At 65.3% G+C, this 17,308-nt stretch carries 16 protein-coding genes and 1 tRNA gene; 14 read left to right on the top strand and 3 right to left on the bottom strand.

Annotation, left to right across the window (positions count from 1 at the left end; genetic code table 11):
* Positions 1–63 precede the first annotated feature (63 nt).
* On the top strand, positions 64–1,200 hold the full coding sequence (locus ACE3SL_RS01955; RefSeq protein ID WP_374524095.1) for a penicillin-binding protein activator: 1,137 nt from the start codon (positions 64–66) through the stop codon (positions 1,198–1,200).
* Positions 1,201–1,370: 170 nt separating this feature from the next.
* The gene (infC, locus tag ACE3SL_RS01960) at positions 1,371–1,904 is read left to right on the top strand and encodes a translation initiation factor IF-3 (RefSeq protein WP_374524079.1); all 534 of its coding nucleotides are present in this window, start codon (positions 1,371–1,373) and stop codon (positions 1,902–1,904) included.
* Between the two features lie 13 nt (positions 1,905–1,917).
* Here the strand turns inward: infC and ACE3SL_RS01965 are convergent, their stop codons facing one another.
* Positions 1,918–2,613 (bottom strand): NRDE family protein, encoded by a 696-nt coding sequence (locus tag ACE3SL_RS01965; protein WP_374524080.1) that lies wholly within the window; start codon positions 2,611–2,613, stop codon positions 1,918–1,920.
* Positions 2,614–2,745: 132 nt separating this feature from the next.
* On the opposite strand from ACE3SL_RS01965, the gene ACE3SL_RS01970 reads away from it, so the two are divergent.
* Positions 2,746–3,183 carry a hypothetical protein gene (locus ACE3SL_RS01970; RefSeq protein ID WP_374524081.1) on the top strand — a complete coding sequence of 146 codons (438 nt, stop codon included), beginning with the start codon at positions 2,746–2,748 and terminating at the stop codon, positions 3,181–3,183.
* Between the two features lie 90 nt (positions 3,184–3,273).
* Here the strand turns inward: ACE3SL_RS01970 and ACE3SL_RS01975 are convergent, their stop codons facing one another.
* Positions 3,274–4,779: a S10 family peptidase gene (locus tag ACE3SL_RS01975; protein WP_374524082.1), complete on the bottom strand. Its 1,506-nt coding sequence runs from the start codon at positions 4,777–4,779 to the stop codon at positions 3,274–3,276.
* A gap of 96 nt (positions 4,780–4,875) precedes the next feature.
* Positions 4,876–7,062, bottom strand: a complete 2,187-nt coding sequence (gene uvrB / locus ACE3SL_RS01980) for an excinuclease ABC subunit UvrB (protein ID WP_374524083.1) — start codon at positions 7,060–7,062, stop codon at positions 4,876–4,878.
* Positions 7,063–7,166: 104 nt separating this feature from the next.
* Between uvrB and ACE3SL_RS01985 the strand changes: the two genes are divergently transcribed.
* The 11 genes from ACE3SL_RS01985 to ACE3SL_RS02035 all read left to right on the top strand — a co-directional run.
* The gene (locus tag ACE3SL_RS01985; protein WP_374524084.1) at positions 7,167–7,691 is read left to right on the top strand and encodes a DUF3617 family protein; all 525 of its coding nucleotides are present in this window, start codon (positions 7,167–7,169) and stop codon (positions 7,689–7,691) included.
* A 74-nt stretch (positions 7,692–7,765) separates the two neighbouring features.
* Positions 7,766–8,167 (top strand): VOC family protein, encoded by a 402-nt coding sequence (locus ACE3SL_RS01990; protein ID WP_374524085.1) that lies wholly within the window; start codon positions 7,766–7,768, stop codon positions 8,165–8,167.
* Positions 8,168–8,645: 478 nt separating this feature from the next.
* Complete coding sequence (locus ACE3SL_RS01995) at positions 8,646–10,385, top strand: tetratricopeptide repeat protein (RefSeq protein WP_374524086.1); 1,740 nt, start codon at positions 8,646–8,648, stop codon at positions 10,383–10,385.
* A gap of 238 nt (positions 10,386–10,623) precedes the next feature.
* The gene (locus ACE3SL_RS02000; protein ID WP_003039428.1) at positions 10,624–10,860 is read left to right on the top strand and encodes an acyl carrier protein; all 237 of its coding nucleotides are present in this window, start codon (positions 10,624–10,626) and stop codon (positions 10,858–10,860) included.
* A 170-nt stretch (positions 10,861–11,030) separates the two neighbouring features.
* Entirely contained in the window at positions 11,031–12,293 is a 1,263-nt protein-coding gene (gene fabF, locus ACE3SL_RS02005) for a beta-ketoacyl-ACP synthase II (protein ID WP_374524087.1), read from the top strand.
* 234 nt (positions 12,294–12,527) lie between these two features.
* Positions 12,528–13,466: an endolytic transglycosylase MltG gene (gene mltG, locus ACE3SL_RS02010; protein WP_374524088.1), complete on the top strand. Its 939-nt coding sequence runs from the start codon at positions 12,528–12,530 to the stop codon at positions 13,464–13,466.
* A 38-nt stretch (positions 13,467–13,504) separates the two neighbouring features.
* The gene (locus ACE3SL_RS02015) at positions 13,505–14,641 is read left to right on the top strand and encodes a Kelch repeat-containing protein (protein WP_374524089.1); all 1,137 of its coding nucleotides are present in this window, start codon (positions 13,505–13,507) and stop codon (positions 14,639–14,641) included.
* Positions 14,641–15,393 carry an alpha/beta fold hydrolase gene (locus ACE3SL_RS02020; RefSeq protein ID WP_374524090.1) on the top strand — a complete coding sequence of 251 codons (753 nt, stop codon included), beginning with the start codon at positions 14,641–14,643 and terminating at the stop codon, positions 15,391–15,393. The genes ACE3SL_RS02015 and ACE3SL_RS02020 overlap by 1 nt, the downstream gene beginning before the upstream one ends.
* A 233-nt stretch (positions 15,394–15,626) precedes the next feature.
* The gene (locus ACE3SL_RS02025) at positions 15,627–16,112 is read left to right on the top strand and encodes a 2'-5' RNA ligase family protein (RefSeq protein ID WP_374524096.1); all 486 of its coding nucleotides are present in this window, start codon (positions 15,627–15,629) and stop codon (positions 16,110–16,112) included.
* Positions 16,113–16,173: 61 nt separating this feature from the next.
* Positions 16,174–16,250, top strand: a tRNA-Met gene (locus ACE3SL_RS02030).
* A gap of 178 nt (positions 16,251–16,428) precedes the next feature.
* The coding region (locus tag ACE3SL_RS02035) for a tyrosine-type recombinase/integrase (protein ID WP_374524091.1) at positions 16,429–17,308 on the top strand (880 nt) is incomplete at its 3' end.

The raw sequence follows: 17,308 nt of genomic DNA on the forward strand, positions 1-17,308 counted from the left end.
GCAGAAACCGCCCCCAACTGCCAAGAGGGCTCGCGCCAAGCTTATGCTTCGCCGCGCCGGCAATTGCTGCGCGGCCTCGGCGTCGCGGCGATGGCGGGGCTGCTCGCGGCGTGCCAGATGGTGCCCAAGACGACCGGACCCGCAACCCCGCCGCCGCCGCAGAATGGCGGCGACAATGTCGGTCCGGGCTTGCCCACCGATACCGACCGCCACCGTGTCGCGCTGCTGGTGCCCGAGACCGGGCCCAATGCCGACGTCGGCATGGCGATCGCCAATGCGACGACGATGGCGCTGCTCGACTCGCGCACCGAAAAGGTCCGCATCACCACCTATGATACCGCGCTCGGCGCCGCGGCGGCGGCGCGGCAGGCGGTCGCCGACGGCAACAAGCTGATCCTCGGCCCGCTGCTCAGTGAGGATGTCGCCGCGGTCGCGCCGGTCGCGCGCGAGGCGAAGGTGCCGGTGCTGAGCTTCTCGAACGACAGCAGCGTCGCGGGCAACGGCGTCTTCATCATGGGCTTCGTCCCCGGCCAGTCGGTCGAGCGCGTCGTCGCCTATGCGCGCGCCAAGGGGCATCAGCGCTTTGGCGCCCTCGTCCCCAAGAGCATCTATGGCGAGCGTTCGACCGCCGCCTTCCGTGCGGCGGTGTCGGCGGCGGGTGGAACGCTGGTCGCGATCGAAAGCTACGACCGCAGCGCGACCGCACTCTCGGGCGCAGCGCGGCGCCTCGCCAATGCGGGAGCGATCGACGCGGTGCTGATCGCTGACTCGGGCGGCAACGCGATCCGCGCGGTGCCGGTAATCAAGAGCAGCGGCAACAAGCAGATTCTCGGCACCGAACTCTGGAACACCGATGCGTCGCTCGGCGGCAATCCCGCGATGCGCGGGTCGTGGTTCGCCAGCGTCTCCGACGGCCTCTACGGCCAGCTCGCGGCCAAATATCGCACCCGCTACGGCAAGGCGCCGTACCGGCTCGCCAGCCTCGGTTATGACTCGGTGCTGCTGACGGTGCGGATCGCGCGCGAGTGGAAGCCGGGGACGGCATTTCCCGCGTCGCGTTTGCTCGCTGCGGATGGCTTCGGCGGTATCGACGGCATTTTCCGCTTCAACAACCGCGGTATCGCGGTCCGCGCGCTCGAAGTGAGCGAGGTCGGGGCGGGCGGCTTCCGCGTGATCGATCCGGCGCCGACGAAATGGTGAAGCGGTCCGGCGTGGCTTGACCGCCACAGTCGGACGAAAAGCGTCATCTTTATGCCACGGGCAGCCTTTACGGCGCGCCCGCGTTCACTATATGAGCGGGGCGCGCGTGGACCGTGTTGATTCCGCGCGCCCGCGTTCAACGATCAGGAGATACAGCTATACCACCGCCGATGACCCGCCGCTCAATGGTGGCGCCGCCCAAAAACGGCCCGCGATACAATGAATTCATCGCTTCGCCCAAGGTCCGCGTGATCGACGAGGAAGGCGAGAATCTGGGCGTGATGCTGACGGCCGAGGCGATCGAGCAGGCGGCCGAGGTCGGGCTGGATCTGGTCGAAGTCTCCCCCAACGCCGATCCGCCGGTGTGCAAATTCCTCGACGTGGGCAAGTTCAAATACGAGGCCCAAAAAAAGGCGAACCTGGCGCGCAAGAGCCAGAAGACCCAGGAAATCAAAGAGATCAAGATGCGTCCGAATATCGACGATCATGATTTCGACGTGAAGATGAAAAAGGTCTTCGACTTCCTCGGCGAAGGCGACAAGGTCAAGATGACCATGCGCTTTCGCGGCCGCGAAATGAGCCACACCCAGCTTGGCCTCAACGTGCTTCAGCGCGTCGCCGAGATGACGGCCGAGATCGCGAAGGTCGAGGCGCACCCGCGCACCGAAGGCCGCCAGATGCTGATGGTGCTGGCGCCGAAATAAGCGACGCGCCGGCTCAGCCGATCCGGAAATCGAGGGCGGTCGTTCCAGCGGGACGGCCGCCCGCTTCATATCGGCGTTCGACCATATGGACATCGCCGTCCGCCGAGATCGCAACGAGCGTCGATGCGCGCGTGCCATAGACGTCGCCAAGCAGGAACAGCGCCGGATCGCTTTCGGCGGTCAGCGTATCGAGCAATCCTTCGGGGTCGGCCCGGGCTTCCACGACCGCCGCGAGGGCCGCGCGCAGCCGCTCGGCGCGCGGGCAGGGGCTATCGACGGGCTCGTTGGCCAGAGCATGGACGCCGTCCGCCAGCCCTGCGATCAACGGCTGCGGCCGGTTGGTGAGCAACCGGGCGCTGCCATCGGTGGCGAACAGGTTGAACGCGTTGAACCGGTCGAGGTCGGCTTCGGCCGGATCGGCGAAACGCCCTTCGCCGCGCAGCATATCGACGACGAGCGCACCGCGCGATTCCTTCGCCGGATCGGGCATCGCGCCGCGGACATTGGTCACCACGACGACGCGCCCGCTCGGTCGATGCAACCCCAGCCAGGTTCCCCCCGCCTGCAGGTCGCGCCCCGCGACGATGCCGCTGCCGTCATCCCACTCGGCGAGCGGCGCCGCTGGCCGCGCGTGAAACTCGTCGCGGTTACCGATCAGGATCAGCGGCCAGTCGGGATGGGCGCGGCGGGCAAGGGCGACAACACACATATGGGCGCATATCGGAGAGAGCAGGGGATTTGCCAAGCCGTCCCATAGTGTATTGTATTAATACATCACCAATTGTCCGGCGCACGAAATGATGATAATCTCCTCCCGTCTTTCTGGAGGGGGAGATCATCTATGACTGTTGCCGTCAAAACGCCGTGGCACCTGTGGGTCGTCGGGGGTGCGTCGCTTGTCTGGAACGCGTTCGGCGCGATGGACTATGTGATGACCAAGATCGAGAATCCCGATTATCTGGCCGCCTTCACGCCCGAGCAGCAGGCGTGGTTCACCGGCTTTCCGGTCTGGGCGAATGCCGGATGGGCGCTCGGCGTCTGGGGATCGGTACTGGGATCGCTTCTGTTGCTCGCCCGCAGCCGTCACGCGGTCGCGGCGTTTCTGGTCTCGCTGATCGGGCTTGCCGTCAGCTGCATCTACCAGTTCGGCATGCACTACGGCGACCTGATGCGGATGTTCGGGACCTTCCCGATGATCTTCACCGCGGTCATCTGGGTCATCCTGATCGCGCTGTTCGTCTACGCGCGCAAACAGGCCGCGACGGGCGTTCTGCGATAGGCCGCTTGGGGATGTGAACCCTTTTCGTCATCCCGGATCAAGTCCGGGGTGACGATGAAAGATAAGGTCGCGTGACCCGATAGACCCTATCTACCGCGCCCGGATGAAAGCCCGGACATCTTCGGCCAATTTATGCCGATCCTCGTCGCGGATATACATCATGTGTCCCGCGCCATAATATTTATACGCGATCCGGTCCTGCGGGATTCCGGTGCGCGACAGCGCATATTCGGCGGCAAAAAAGGGCGTCGCAAAGTCATAATAGCCCTGGCCGACGAACACCCGCAGCCCCGAATTCTCGCGCAAAGCCTGCCCGATATAGGGCGCGACGTTCAGATAGGCATTGCTGTCGCGCCCGCCGATCCGCCAGTCCCACGGGCCGACGTTGCCGATCGACTGATATTCGCGGTCGGTCTTGAATCCCAAAGTGTCGCGCGACCAGCTGTTGATCGCGGCGGTATAGCCCGCATCGATGCCATAGAAGCTGGGGTCGTTGTCGGGCTCCTCGCCTGCGCTGTCATAATCCTTGCCGGTATAGCGGCTGTCGAGCCGCCCGATCGAAAGGCCGCGATCGCGCAGCAGCTCCTTGTAGAAGCGGCCGGGCGTCACGCGCAGGTCTGCGCGTTCGAGATAGTCTTCGGACAGGCCGGTGAAGCGCGCCAGCTCGCGGCGGACCGCCGCCCGTTCCTCGCCCTGCAGCTTCTGCCCTTTCAGCAGCGCAGCGGCATAGGGACCGATCGCCCATTGCCGCGCTTCTTCGGCGAATTGCTCGACCGACGGCGCGCTCGCCTTGCCGTGATAGAGCGCGGTCGTCGCCATCGACGGCAGGTTGGTGATATAGCCGAGTTCGTTCCCCGGCGCCTCCGACCCGGCGGCGAAATCGAGTACGGTCGAGATCAGGATGATGCCGTTCAGCCCGACGTCGTTATACGTCTCGTTCATCAACTGGTTGGCGACCGCCGCCGAGCGCGTCGTGCCATAGCTTTCGCCGCCGAGGAATTTGGGACTGTTCCAGCGGCCATTCTCGTTCAGCCAGCGCCGGATCACTTCGGCGACCAGCTTCGCGTCCTGCGTCACCCCGTAATAATCCTTGGGGTCGGCCTTGCCGATCAGGTGCGAAAAGCCGGTCCCGGGCGGATCGATAAACACGATGTCTGTCGCGTCGAGCAGCGCGTCCGGGTTGTCGACGACCGGATAGGGCGGCGCGCCGTCGTCGCGCGCATCGCCGGGGATCGCGACGCGCTTCGGCCCGAAGGCGCCCATCATCAGCCACACGGTGCCCGACCCCGGCCCGCCGTTGAACAGAAAGGTCACAGGCCGGTTCGGGTCGCGCGGCTCCTTGATGTAAGCGGTGGTGACGACCGCCACCTCGGGCACGCCGTCCTTGTTCTTGATGATCGTCTCGCCGATCGTCGCGGCATAGCTGATCCGTTGGCCGCCGAAGGTCCCGGAGAGCTTGGTCGTGTGGACCTGCGGCTCATAGTCGTCGGCGGGCTTTTCGGCCTTTGCCTTGACGTCCGGCTTGTCCTCGGCATGGACGGCAAGGGGTGTAGCGGCGGCAAGCGCCAGCGCGATCAGCGACAGACCCGATTTCATGATTTTCTCCCCGTTGAGGGGGCGAACCCTAAGCGGGGCGGGAGGGAGCGGCAAGGCCGCTGGTCGGCGCGATATGGCGCTTGGTCGAAGCAGAGGCTAACGCCCCCACTTCGTCTTGCTCTGCTTGCCAAACCGGCCTTTGCGCGTCCCCGGCTTGCCCTCATTCGAGCGCCCGACCCTCGGCGCAACCCGTTCGTCCGCGGGCAACCCCAGCTCGTCCGCCTCGAGCCGCCGGATTTCGTCGCGCAGGCGACCCGCTTCCTCGAACTCGAGGTCGGCGGCCGCGTCGCGCATCTTCTTCTCGAGGTCCTGAATATAGGCGCGCAAATTGTGCCCGACCATATGGTCGGGCTTGTCCTCGCCAAGGTCGATCGTCACCTGATCCTTCGATGCGACATGCGCAATGATGTCGCCGATGTTGCGCTTGATCGTCGTGGGCGTGATGCCGTGCTCGGTATTATACGCCTGTTGCTTCTCGCGGCGGCGATCGGTCTCGCGCATCGCGCGTTCCATGCTGCCCGTGATGCGGTCGGCGTAGAGGATGACGCGTCCGTCGACGTTGCGCGCGGCGCGGCCGATTGTCTGGACAAGGCTTGTTTCGCTGCGCAGGAAACCTTCCTTGTCGGCGTCGAGAATCGCGACGAGCCCGCATTCGGGGATGTCGAGCCCTTCGCGGAGCAGGTTGATGCCGACGAGCACGTCGAACACCCCGAGGCGCAGGTCGCGGATGATCTCGATGCGCTCAAGCGTTTCGACGTCGCTGTGCATGTAGCGGACCTTGAGTCCGGCTTCGTGCAGGAACTCGGTCAGATCCTCGGCCATGCGCTTGGTCAGCGTCGTGACGAGCGTGCGGTATCCGTTCGCCGCAGTCGCCTTGGCCTCGGCGATCAGGTCGTCGACCTGTTCCTCGACCGGGCGGATGATCACCGGCGGATCGATCAGCCCCGTCGGGCGGATCACCTGTTCGGCGAAGACGCCCTGCGTGCGGTCCATCTCCCACGTCCCCGGCGTCGCCGACACGCTGACCGTCTGCGGGCGCATCAAATCCCATTCGGCAAAGCGCAGCGGCCGGTTGTCGATGCAGCTCGGCAGGCGGAAGCCATATTCGGCGAGGGTGATCTTGCGGCGATGATCGCCCTTCGACATCGCGCCGATCTGCGGGATCGTCTGGTGGCTCTCGTCGACGAAGAGCAGCGCGTTGTCGGGGAGATATTCGAATAGCGTTGGCGGCGGCTCGCCGGGCAGGCGGCCGGTCAGGAAGCGACTGTAATTTTCGATCCCCGCGCACGATCCGGTCGCGGCGATCATCTCGAGGTCGAAGTTGGTGCGCTGCTCCAATCGCTGCGCCTCGAGCAGGCGGCCCTCGGCCTCGAGTTCCTTCAGCCGCTCGGCGAGTTCATGCCGGATCGCCTCGGTCGCCTGCTTGAGCGTCGGGCCCGGCGTCACATAGTGGCTGTTCGCATAGACGCGGACATGGTTGAGGCTGGCGATCTTCTTGCCGGTCAGCGGGTCGAACTCGACGATCTCCTCGATCTCGTCGCCGAAGAAGCTGACGCGCCACGCCATATCTTCATAGTGCGAGGGGAAAATCTCCAGGCTGTCGCCGCGCACGCGGAAATTGCCGCGCGCGAAAGCCTGATCGTTGCGCTTGTATTGCAGCGCGACGAGCTTGCGGATGATCTCGCGATTGTCGACGACCTGCCCCTTTTTGAGGTCGAAGATCATCGCCGAATAGGTCTCGACCGACCCGATACCATAAAGGCACGACACCGACGCGACGATGATGACGTCGTCGCGTTCGAGCAGGGCGCGCGTCGCGGAATGGCGCATCCGGTCGATCGCCTCGTTCACCGAGCTTTCCTTCTCGATGTAGGTGTCCGATCGCGGCACATAGGCTTCGGGCTGGTAATAGTCGTAATAGCTGACGAAATATTCGACCGCATTGTTGGGGAAGAAGCTCTTGAATTCGCCATAGAGCTGCGCCGCGAGGATCTTGTTCGGGGCGAGGATCAGCGCCGGGCGCTGCAGCTCGTCGATGACCTTCGCCATGGTGAAGGTCTTGCCCGACCCGGTGACGCCGAGCAGCACCTGATCGCGCTCGCCGGCGAGCGCGGTATCGACCAACTCGCGAATCGCCGCGGGCTGGTCGCCGGCGGGCTGATAGTCGCTAACCAGTTCAAATCGCTTGCCGCCTTCGACCTTGTCGGGGCGTGCGGGGCGGTGCGGAACATAGGCCTCGCCGGTGTCGATTTCGTCGAGCGATGTGCGAATCTGGATTGCCATTGCCGCCAATATGGTATCGATGGGGCTCAACCACAAATAATATGGTGGGCAACCAAATGGTCGCACCCGAGTTTTCCGAACTGCTCAACAGGAGGATGAAATCTATGAAGAAATTTGTGACGATCGCCGCTCTCGGCGTCGCGCTGGCCGTGTCGGGCTGCAGCAAGGGCGGCGACAGCAATGCCGGCGGCACCGTGAAGCGCGAAGCCGGCAACTGGAAGACTGCCGTCAAGCTGGTGAAGTTCGAAATGCCCGGCATGCCCCCCGAAGCGAAAGGTATGATGGAGAAGCAGTTCGAAAGCGCCACCGGCATGGACCAGTGCTTCACCCAGGAACAGGTCGACAAGGAAGACATCGCCGCCGAACTCGCCAAGGGTCCGGGCAACGGCGGCCAGTGCACCTGGTCGAAGAAGGACGTCAGCGGCGGCAAGATCGACGTCGCGGGCACCTGCACCGTCAACGGCCAGTCGGTCGAAATGGCGATGAACGGCACGATGGAAGCCAAGAAGACCGACGTGACGATCACCACCAAGGGCAAGGCCCCGACCGGCCAGGGCGATATGGAAATGGTCATGCAGATGACGAGCACCCATACCGGTCCGTGCACCACGGGCGCGGCCAAGAGCTGACGCTTGCTCGCGGATGAAAGTCGAAGGGCGCCGGTGCGAACCGGCGCCCTTTCTCGTTGCAGAAAGGAAAGACGATGATCGGCTATGTCACGATGGGAACGAACGACCTGCCGCGCGCACGCAATTTCTACGCGCAGTTGCTGGCGACCATCGGCGCGAGCGAGTTGATGCGCATGTCCGACGAGGAGGCGAATGGCTTCACCCTCTACGGGACGGGTTGGGGGCAGCCGGGGATCGCGGTGACGCGGCCCTATGACGGGCAGCCGGCCGAGCGGGGAAACGGCCATATGGCGGCAATCGTCCTCGACGAGCGCGTCAAGGTCGATTCGCTCCACGCGAAGGCGTTGGAACTGGGCGGCACGTGCGAGGGCGGCCCCGGCGTTCGCGGCGAAGAGGGCGATCAGGCCTTTTACGCGGCCTATTTCCGCGACCCCGACGGCAACAAGCTGTGCGCCTTCCGGATCGGGCCGGCCTGAGGCGCGCCGAAGGATTTCGGGCGATCGATCATCAAGGGGAAGGGAAGAAGGCGGACTTGCCGGGCGGGGTGTAGGTGGGGCTACACGCCCGCCCGACGAAGTCACTGTGCATGGGAACACAAGAATGCCCGAACGGCGCCAGGGACCAGCTCGCGCCCTTCGATCTTGTGATCCCATTCGTCCCTGCCAGGCACATGGCCCGGCCTGGACCACGACAGCCGAGGGCGTGTCGCGACGATTGCACGATCTCATGCCCCGGGGGAACGGGACAGTTACAATGGGTCACGTCGCGGCGTGTAGCCGGCCGGCAGGCTTTTCTTAACCAATTATCCTCGATTTTCGCGCCATTTGGAGGTGGCTCGCGATTTTGCTATAAGGTTTTGGCCGCCTGTTACCGTTACATGATCGCGAAATCGGTGGCCGTCTTCGCCGATTGGCGTATCACCCCGCGCCACGCCTTAGGGCATTTGAGGGCTGCATGGACCGCACGAAAACGAACCAGTTGCCGGCACGCGACGACGAAGACCGGATTATCGCCGACGAATTCGAGCGTCTGCGCACGTCGCCGCTGTTCGCGCGGTCGCCGGTCCTGTCGCGTCTCCTGCAATTCCTCGTCGAGCACCGCCTGCGCGGCGGGCGCAGCGCGCCCAAGGCCTATGCGATCGCGACCGAGGCGCTCGGGCGCAATGCCGATTTCGACCCCGCGGTCGACAGCTATCCGCGCGTCATGGTGGGGCGCCTGAGGACGCTGCTCGACCGCTATTATGCCGAGACGCCGTGGGTCCATCGTCTGCGCGTGCCGCAGGGAAGCTACGAGATCGTCGTCCAGCACCGCTCGTCACCCCCGGCGCGGGCGGCGGCCGAAGGAGAGGGCGGCGCGGCCGATGCCCCGCATGACGTCGTGGCGCCGTCGCGCGCTCGCGCACGAACCGTCCAGTCCTCCCGTCCGCTTTCGGTGCGCTGGCTCTGGATTCCACTGGTCGTCCTGCTCGCGCTTGCTGCCGGATGGTGGGCCTCGGCGAATTGGGGGCGGCTGTCGAATCCGGCGGTGCGGCCGGTCCCCCTGATCGAGCTCAGCCTCCCCCAGTCGGGCGATACGGCGGTATCGCGGGCACTGAGCCGGGCGCTCGACGCGCGGCTGCGCGACGGCCTGCGGCGGTTCGATCTCGTCGATCTGCGAAGTGCCGGGGCAGCCGCCGGAGCGGCGCGGGCGGACTATCGCCTCGATGCGTCGATCGTCCGGTTCATCGACGGCCCCGCCGACGTCACGCTGGTGCTCAACCGCGTCGCCGACCAGCGGACGATCTGGTCGCAGCAATTTCATCTGGCGAAGGACGAGATGCCGGGATTCGCTCCCATCGACACCGCAATCGCGCAGATCGCAGGCGATTATGGCGTCATCGTCCGCGATCAGGTTCAGCGCTATCCCGACGATTTCGCGCCGGGCTATCCGTGCCTCGCGCAGTTCAACCGGATGCGCCAGATGCGCAATCCGCTGGGCGCGAAGCGGATCGACGCCTGTCTCCGCGCCACGCTCGACCGGAAACCGAACGATCCGGTCGCGCTGATGGCGCTGTCGCTGCTGCGCTTCGGCGACTGGCAGCCGCGGCGCGGGACGCCCGAGGGCGCGGCGGCCTTTGCCGAAGCGCGGTCGCTCGCGTTGCGCGCCTATGAAAATGGGCCGGGCACTTCGGCGGGGCTCTTCGCGATGGCGCGCGCCAATTTCTATGCCGGCAATTGCGCGGCCGGGCTCGCGATGGGGGACGGCGCGTTGCGGCTCAACCCCTATGACGCCGATCTCACGGGGTTCATGGGGCTGTTCAAGATGACCTGCGGCCAGGATCAGGAGGGTCCCGCCCTGTTGCAGCGCTCGCTCGACCTCGATTCCTCCTATCCCGGCGTTCCTGCGGTAACGCTGGCCTTCGTCCGCTCGCAGTCCGGCGACCAGGACGGGGCGAAGGCGATTCTCGACCGCGTCCCGTCGCCCAGCAAGATGGAACCGCAATTCCTGCTCGTCCGCGCGATCGTGTTGGCGCGGCAGGGGCATGTGCCCGAAGCGCGCGGGGTGTGGCAGCATCTGCTCCGATATACGAAGCAGCCCGCGAATGCGGCGCCTGAAACGGTATTGCGCCAGTTCATGATCACGCCCGCCGTCATCGTGCGTGCGTCGGCGGCGCTGCGCGAATCGGGCGTCGTTCCCGCTTCACCGGCTCGCTGATCGCCGCCGCCGCGGCCGAACGGCCGGCGCGCGACCTTGAAGCCTCCGGCCGCAGTTCTTATGTCGGCACGAGGTGCCGGAGGGCTAAGGGGGAATCGTTCAAGCTGGAAAACCGCGAGGGGCCTCGATCGACAAGACGCCCGTCCACCGACCGACGCCAGCCCTCTTGCCAGCCCTCTCGCTGGGCTCTAGGGCAAATTTCAACATTCACGCCATAGTCAGAAAAAAGGAACTGTGCATGAGCGATTCGGCCGAAAAGGTTAAGAAGATCGTCGTCGAACATCTGGGCGTCGAAGCCGACAAGGTTACCGAGGAAGCGAGCTTCATCGACGATCTGGGCGCCGACAGCCTCGACATCGTCGAACTGGTGATGGCGTTCGAGGAAGAATTCGGAGTCGAAATCCCTGACGATGCGGCGGAAAAGATCGCCACCGTCAAGGATGCGATCGACTATATCGAAGCGAACAAGGGCTAAGGCCGTTCGGTCCGGCGCAGCCGGACGCGGCGGCGACGCCGCCCACGCGTTTCCGGCTTCCCGGTCCTCGGCGCTTGCGCTTGAGGGACCGGGAAGCTTTTTTTATGGATGTGCGTCCACGAATTTGATGCGGCGACCTGCGGGGGCAGGCGCCGGCGAAAGGAATGTCTATGCGCCGGGTTGTGGTGACGGGTTTGGGTTTGGTGACGCCGCTGGGCGGCGATGTCGAGACCAGCTGGAAGAATCTGATCGCCGGCAAGTCCGGGGCGGGGCCGATCACTCATTTCGATGCGTCGGACCAGAAATGCACGATCGCGTGCGAGGTCAAGGGCCCCGACCATGAATATGGCTTCGACCCCGGCAAGCGCGTCGATCACAAGGTGCAGCGCCAGGTCGATCCCTTCATCATCTTCGGTATCGACGCCGCCGGTCAGGCGCTCGAGGATGCCGGCCTCGTCGACATGAGCGAGGCGGACAAGCTGCGCGCGGGCGTGTCGATCGGCTCGGGCATCGGCGGCCTGCCGGGGATCGAGAGCGAAAGCCTGCTGCTCGCCGAGAAAGGTCCGGGCCGCGTCAGCCCGCACTTCGTCCACGGCCGCCTGATCAATCTCATTTCGGGCCAGGTCAGCATCAAATACGGCCTCAAGGGCCCGAATCACGCTGTCGTCACCGCCTGCTCGACCGGCGCGCATTCGATCGGCGATGCGGCGCGGATGATCCGCGACGACGATGCCGACATCATGCTCGCGGGCGGCGCCGAGGCGACGATCTGCCCGATCGGCATCGCCGGCTTCGCGCAGGCGCGCGCGCTCAACATGAGCTACAACGACCGCCCCGAACAGGCGAGCCGCCCCTATGACAAGGACCGCGACGGCTTCGTGATGGGCGAGGGCGCGGGCGTCGTCGTGCTCGAGGAATATGAGCATGCCAAGGCCCGCGGCGCGAAAATCTACGCCGAAGTCGTCGGCTACGGCCTGTCGGGCGACGCCTATCACGTCACCGCGCCCGATCCCGACATGGACGGCGCCTTCCGTTCGATGAGCGCGGCGCTCAAGAAGGCGGGCATGACCCCCGCCGACATCGACTATATCAACGCCCACGGCACCTCGACGATGGCCGACACGATCGAACTCGGCGCGGTGAAGCGGCTGTTCGGCGACGCGATGGCGAATGTGTCGATGAGCTCGACCAAATCGGCGATCGGCCATCTGCTCGGCGGCGCCGGCGCGGTCGAGACGATCTTCTGCATCCTCGCGATCCGCGATCAGGTCGTCCCGCCGACGCTCAATCTCGACAATCCCGACGAAGGCACGGAAGGCGCCGACCTCGTCCCGAAGGTCGCGAAAAAGCGCAAGGTTCGCGCCGCGCTCAACAACAGCTTCGGCTTCGGCGGCACCAACGCCAGCCTGATCGTCAAGGCGGTCGAGGACTGACTATCTTCGTCATTGCGAGCGCAGCGAAGCAATCCAGAGTCGCGTAAACCGCTCTGGATTGCTTCGCTGCGCTCGCAATGACGATAGGGCGGGTTCAATACCCTCTTTCCTACATCGCATCGCCATGCTCTACACCTCTGTCGCCGGGCTTCGGTCTAAGGCGACAAAGGAGACAGTTTCGACGCGATCGTCCGTATCTTTTGTCTCCTTAACGGCAGGATCAGGGAGAAAGTTGTGCGTCCGTTCCGCTGGCTGACGATCGCGATCCTCGCCTTGTCGCTCGCCGCCTGTTCGGGCGGCGCGCCGCGCGATACCGTCGTCGTGATCCCGGCGGGGACGAGCGTCGCCAGGGCCGGCGAGATCCTCGAAAAATCGGGCGCGGTGTCGGCATCGAGCTTTCGCAACCAGGCGCGCTTCTTCGGATCGAGCGACCCGATCAAGCCCGGCGAATATAAGGTCGAGAAGGGGATGGGCGCGGGCGACATCCTGCGGCTGCTCCAGTCGGGCAAGACGATCCAGCGGCTCGTGATGATCCCCGAAGGCATGCCCTCGATCATGGTCTGGGACCGGCTGATGGCGGAGCCGCGGCTGAAAGGCGACATCCCGGTCCCCGCCGAGGGCAGCATCCTGCCCGACAGCTACGCTTTCACGACCGGCGAGAGCCGCGCGGCGGTCGTCAAGCGGATGCAGGCGGCGATGGACAAGACCTTCGCCGAACTCTGGGCGAAGCGCAGCCCGCGCACGGCGGCCAAGGACCGCAACGAGGCGATCACGCTCGCCTCGATCGTCGAAAAGGAAACCGGCGTCGCCGGCGAGCGCCGCATCGTCGCGGGCGTCTATACCAACCGCCTTGCGACCGGCATGAAGCTGCAGGCCGACCCGACGATCATCTACCCGATCACGAAGGGCAAGCCGCTCGGCCGCCGTATCCTGCGGTCGGAGATCGTCGCAGTGAACGACTATAACACCTATGCGATGATCGGCCTGCCCAAGGGACCGATCGCCAATCCCGGCAAGGCGTCGATCGCCGCGGTGCTCGACCCGCAGCCCAACGACTATCTCTATTTCGTCGCCAAGGGCGATGGCGGCCATGCCTTCGCGCGCACGCTCGCCGAGCACAATGCAAACGTCCAGAAATGGTATCAGATCCGCCGCGACCGGGGAGAGATGTAGGGTCGCGGCGATCGGGCGCCGTGGGAAGGGGAGATACGATGCACCGCTTGCTGGGACTTTCGGTCGCTTTCGGACTCGCTGCCTGCATGAACGGCGGCGCGGCGGGCCAGCCCGCGGCCGGCCTCCGCATCGACGAAGGGCCGGGCCTCGGCGCACCGCGCGCCACGCATCAGCTCATCGCGACCGAACAGGGGCAGTTGCTCGCGATCGGCGGCTGCGTCCGCGCGGGCTGCGAGGCGGGCCCGGCGAGCGCGACGGTCGATATCATCGATGCCGCAACCCTGGCGCCGGTCCGTCGCGGCCAACTGCTCGCCCAACGCATCCAGCCGTCCGCCGTCCTCCTGCGCGACGGGCGCGTGCTGATCCTCGGCGGCTGGGTCGATGGCCGCGTAACCGCGACGACCGAAATCTTCGACCCCGAAACCGGGCGGTCGGTGCCGGGGCCGGAGCTGGCCGCCCCGCGCAACGCACCCACCGTCGTTGGACTCGCCGACGGCCGCATCCTGATCGCCGGCGGCTATGACGGAACCGACGTCCGCGCCGACGCCGAGATATTCGATCGGGCGACCGGGCGCCTGTACCCCACCGGCTCGCTCGGCACCGCCCGCAGCGGCGCGACCGGAACCTTGCTCGCCGACGGGCGCGTACTGCTGGCGGGCGGCGGCCGTCCCGACCGCGAACCCCGGCGTGCCCTGGCGAGCGCCGAACTCTTCGACCCCGTATCGGGAAATTTTGGCGCGGCGGGAGCGCTGGCGGTGCCGCGGTACAAGCATGGCGCTGTCCGTCTCGCGAACGGCGACGTCCTCATCGTCGGCGGGTCCGACGCGCGCGACTATGACGGCAAGCTGCGGTCGGTCGAGCGCTTCGATGTCGCGGCGGGGCGGTTCGTGCCGGCCGGCGAGCTCGCCGATGCCCGTTTCAAGATTGCCGATGGCCTGCTGCTGCTCCCCGGCGGCCGCGTGCTTGTCGCCGCGGGCGACGTCGCGCCGGAGATTTTCGATGTCGCGAGCGGAAAGGGAACCCGGCTTGCCTATGACCTCGGCGGCCAGTGGAACTATATGACGCTGACCCGCGCCAATGCGGACACCGCGCTGCTGGCGGGCGGCTATCGCGAGGGGCGGATCGAGCCGACGAACCGCAGCTGGATCATCCATCTGTCGGGGGGAGCATCCTGATGGCGACCGCCAAGCTCTTCCTCCACGGCGTTCCCGACAGTCCCGCGATCTGGCGCCCGCTGCTCGCGGCGCTCGACCTCGGCGACACGCCGGTCGCGGTGCCGGCGCTCCCGGGCTTCACCGGGCCGCTGCCAGCCGGGTTTGCAGCGACCAAGGAGGTCTATGCCGGCTGGGTGGTCGAGCAGGCAGCGGCGCTCGCCGCAGAGCACGGTCCGATCGACATCGTCGGCCACGACTGGGGTGCCTTGCTCGCGCAGCGCGCGGCGATGCTGCGCCCCGACCTCTTTCGCAGCTGGGCAGTGTCGAACGCGGTGATCGACCCCGACTATCGCGGCCACCGCATCGCGCGCATCTGGAACACGCCGATCCTCGGCGAAATCTTCATGGCGCTGAGCAAGCCCGCGGCGCTCGCCAGGGGACTCGCCGACCAGGGCGTGCCCGCGGACATTGCCGAAGAGGAAGCGGCGCAATGGACGAACAAGGACAAGCGCCGTGCGATCCTGAAGCTCTATCGCTCCGCGAAGGGGCTGAACTTCCAGCATGACTGGGCGCGCGATCTCGACCGGCTACCCGCTAACGGCACGCTGATCTGGGGCGCGGGCGATCCCTATGTCGATCGGTCGGTCGCAGAGCGATTCGCCGCCGACAATAATATGCCGCTGACGTTCATCGGAGGAGCAGGGCATTGGGCGATCGCCGAGCGTCCGCAAGAGGTCGCCGTCGCCCTGCGCGCCTTCTGGAGCGGACTGTAAAGGCTCGATAATATTATTTCATCGGATTGTACGATTATTGTGATGCAATAAATCGATTGGAAGGTACGGCCGCATGGGCCCATCTCCCTGTTCACGAGAAAGGGCGTCCAATGGACGACGACGGCTATCCCCCCTCCCGGCCGCCGCGTCCCTCCCGTCTCGAGCCAACCGATCCGGGCTCTCCCCCTCCCGCCTGGATCTCTGGCGCCGCGCCTGTCATCGTTACGGCGACGATGGGCGCGGCCGACCAGCGTCATTTCGACCGGCTCCGTCAGGCGCATTTCCCGCCCGAGCGAAACCATCTGCCGGCGCATCTCACGCTTTTCCATCAATTGCCGCCATCGTCCCGCGACGAACTCGATGCGTTGATCCGGTCGATCGCCGCGGACACGCCGCCGCCCGCCGCCATGGTCCGCGACATCTATTCGCTGGGACGCGGCGTGGCCTTCCGGATCGAAAGCCCGGACCTGCTCGCGGTTCGTGCCCGTATCGCCGGCCGGTTTCACGGCTTGCTGACCGCGCAGGACCGCGGCACGCCGCGGCTGCACATCACGATCCAGAACAAGGCCGTGCCCGGGGAGGCGAGGGCGTTGCGGGATGCGCTCGCCGGGGGATTTCGCCCGCGCGCCCTGACGATCACCGGCCTCGCCGCGCATCTTTACCGCGGCGGTCCGTGGGAGCTCCTCTTCAAGCGGAATTTTCGAGGGCCACGCACATGATATTGACCATAGCGCAGAGCCTGCCTATAGGCGCGGCTCGCCCGATGCGGCGGCCTTTCGGGGCGGAGTAGCTCAGCAGGTTAGAGCAGCGGAATCATAATCCGCGTGTCGGGGGTTCGAGTCCCTCCTCCGCTACCATCCTTTGATCCGGAAGCTTCCACAAGCGTCCGCATTTTTCCAAAAATCGAAAGAAAAGCAGAGGGTTGCGGGTGATTCGCGTCCGCATGCGCCCATGGTCTTCCACATGCAGCCAGATTTGGTGTGGGGGTATTTTGGGGGTATTTTCGCGGAGTGTCGGAAAGGAGCGATACCCCCAATGCCTCTCACGGAGACTCAGGCCCGAAATTCCAAGCCAAGTGATCGCGCCTACAAGCTGGCCGACGGGGAGGGCTTATTCCTGTTCGTCCAGCCGAACGGATCAAAGTTGTGGCGGATGAAGTACCGCTTCGCAGGCAAGGAGAAGTTGCTCTCGTTCGGCGCTTACCCAGACCTCGGGATAGCTGCAGCGCGTGCCAAGCGCACAGCCGCAAAGGCGTTGCTAGCCGAGGGCAAGGATCCAACGAAATCCAAGGGGGAAGTGATCTCGCAGGAGGGTGCCACTTTCTTTGATGTCGCAAAGCGCTGGCATGAAAATCGAAAGAGCGCGTTGAATGCCGCGCACGCCGAACGCGTCTGGTCGCGCATGGAAAGGGACGTGTTTCCAGCCATCGGCGAGAAACTCGTGCATGAAATCACGGCGCCCGACGTCCTGGCAATGATACGCAAAATCGAAGCAAGAGGCGCGCTCGATATCAGCCGGCGTGCGAAGCAAGGGGTTGGGCAAGTCTTCCAGTTCGCAATCGCGTGTGGCCTGGCCTCGAATGATCCGACGACACATCTGGGTGGGGCGCTAAAGCCGCGACCACGAGTGAAGCATATGAGCCGGCTGCCGCTCAGCGAATTGCCCGCATTCATCGAGAAGCTGCATGCCTACCAGGAAGATGGCGAACGACGGTCCTCAATCACCCGTGACGCAGTTCTCTTTGCGCTCCTGACTTGGGTTCGAACCAAGGAACTGCGTTTCGCCGCCAAATCCGAGTTTGAAGACCTGGGCGGACAATCACCTGTCTGGAGGATACCAGCCGAGCGAATGAAGATGGGACGAGAGCATTTGGTACCCCTCTCGCAGCAGGCAACGCACATCGCGAAATCCATGA

Source organism: Sphingopyxis sp., from assembly GCF_041916015.1.
GTDB lineage: Bacteria > Pseudomonadota > Alphaproteobacteria > Sphingomonadales > Sphingomonadaceae > Sphingopyxis.

Excerpts from the sequence above, each read along its gene's own strand:
- ACE3SL_RS01965 (WP_374524080.1), bottom strand. The coding sequence starts at position 2,613 with ATGTGTGTTGTCGCCCTTGCCCGCCGCGCCCATCCCGACTGGCCGCTG.
- ACE3SL_RS01985 (WP_374524084.1), top strand. The coding sequence starts at position 7,167 with ATGAAGAAATTTGTGACGATCGCCGCTCTCGGCGTCGCGCTGGCCGTG.
- infC (WP_374524079.1), top strand. The coding sequence starts at position 1,371 with ATGACCCGCCGCTCAATGGTGGCGCCGCCCAAAAACGGCCCGCGATAC.
- ACE3SL_RS01975 (WP_374524082.1), bottom strand. The coding sequence starts at position 4,779 with ATGAAATCGGGTCTGTCGCTGATCGCGCTGGCGCTTGCCGCCGCTACA.
- ACE3SL_RS02020 (WP_374524090.1), top strand. The coding sequence starts at position 14,641 with ATGGCGACCGCCAAGCTCTTCCTCCACGGCGTTCCCGACAGTCCCGCG.
- ACE3SL_RS02015 (WP_374524089.1), top strand. The coding sequence starts at position 13,505 with ATGCACCGCTTGCTGGGACTTTCGGTCGCTTTCGGACTCGCTGCCTGC.
- ACE3SL_RS01970 (WP_374524081.1), top strand. The coding sequence starts at position 2,746 with ATGACTGTTGCCGTCAAAACGCCGTGGCACCTGTGGGTCGTCGGGGGT.
- ACE3SL_RS01990 (WP_374524085.1), top strand. The coding sequence starts at position 7,766 with ATGATCGGCTATGTCACGATGGGAACGAACGACCTGCCGCGCGCACGC.
- fabF (WP_374524087.1), top strand. The coding sequence starts at position 11,031 with ATGCGCCGGGTTGTGGTGACGGGTTTGGGTTTGGTGACGCCGCTGGGC.
- uvrB (WP_374524083.1), bottom strand. The coding sequence starts at position 7,062 with ATGGCAATCCAGATTCGCACATCGCTCGACGAAATCGACACCGGCGAG.
- ACE3SL_RS02000 (WP_003039428.1), top strand. The coding sequence starts at position 10,624 with ATGAGCGATTCGGCCGAAAAGGTTAAGAAGATCGTCGTCGAACATCTG.
- ACE3SL_RS01995 (WP_374524086.1), top strand. The coding sequence starts at position 8,646 with ATGGACCGCACGAAAACGAACCAGTTGCCGGCACGCGACGACGAAGAC.
- ACE3SL_RS02025 (WP_374524096.1), top strand. The coding sequence starts at position 15,627 with ATGGGCGCGGCCGACCAGCGTCATTTCGACCGGCTCCGTCAGGCGCAT.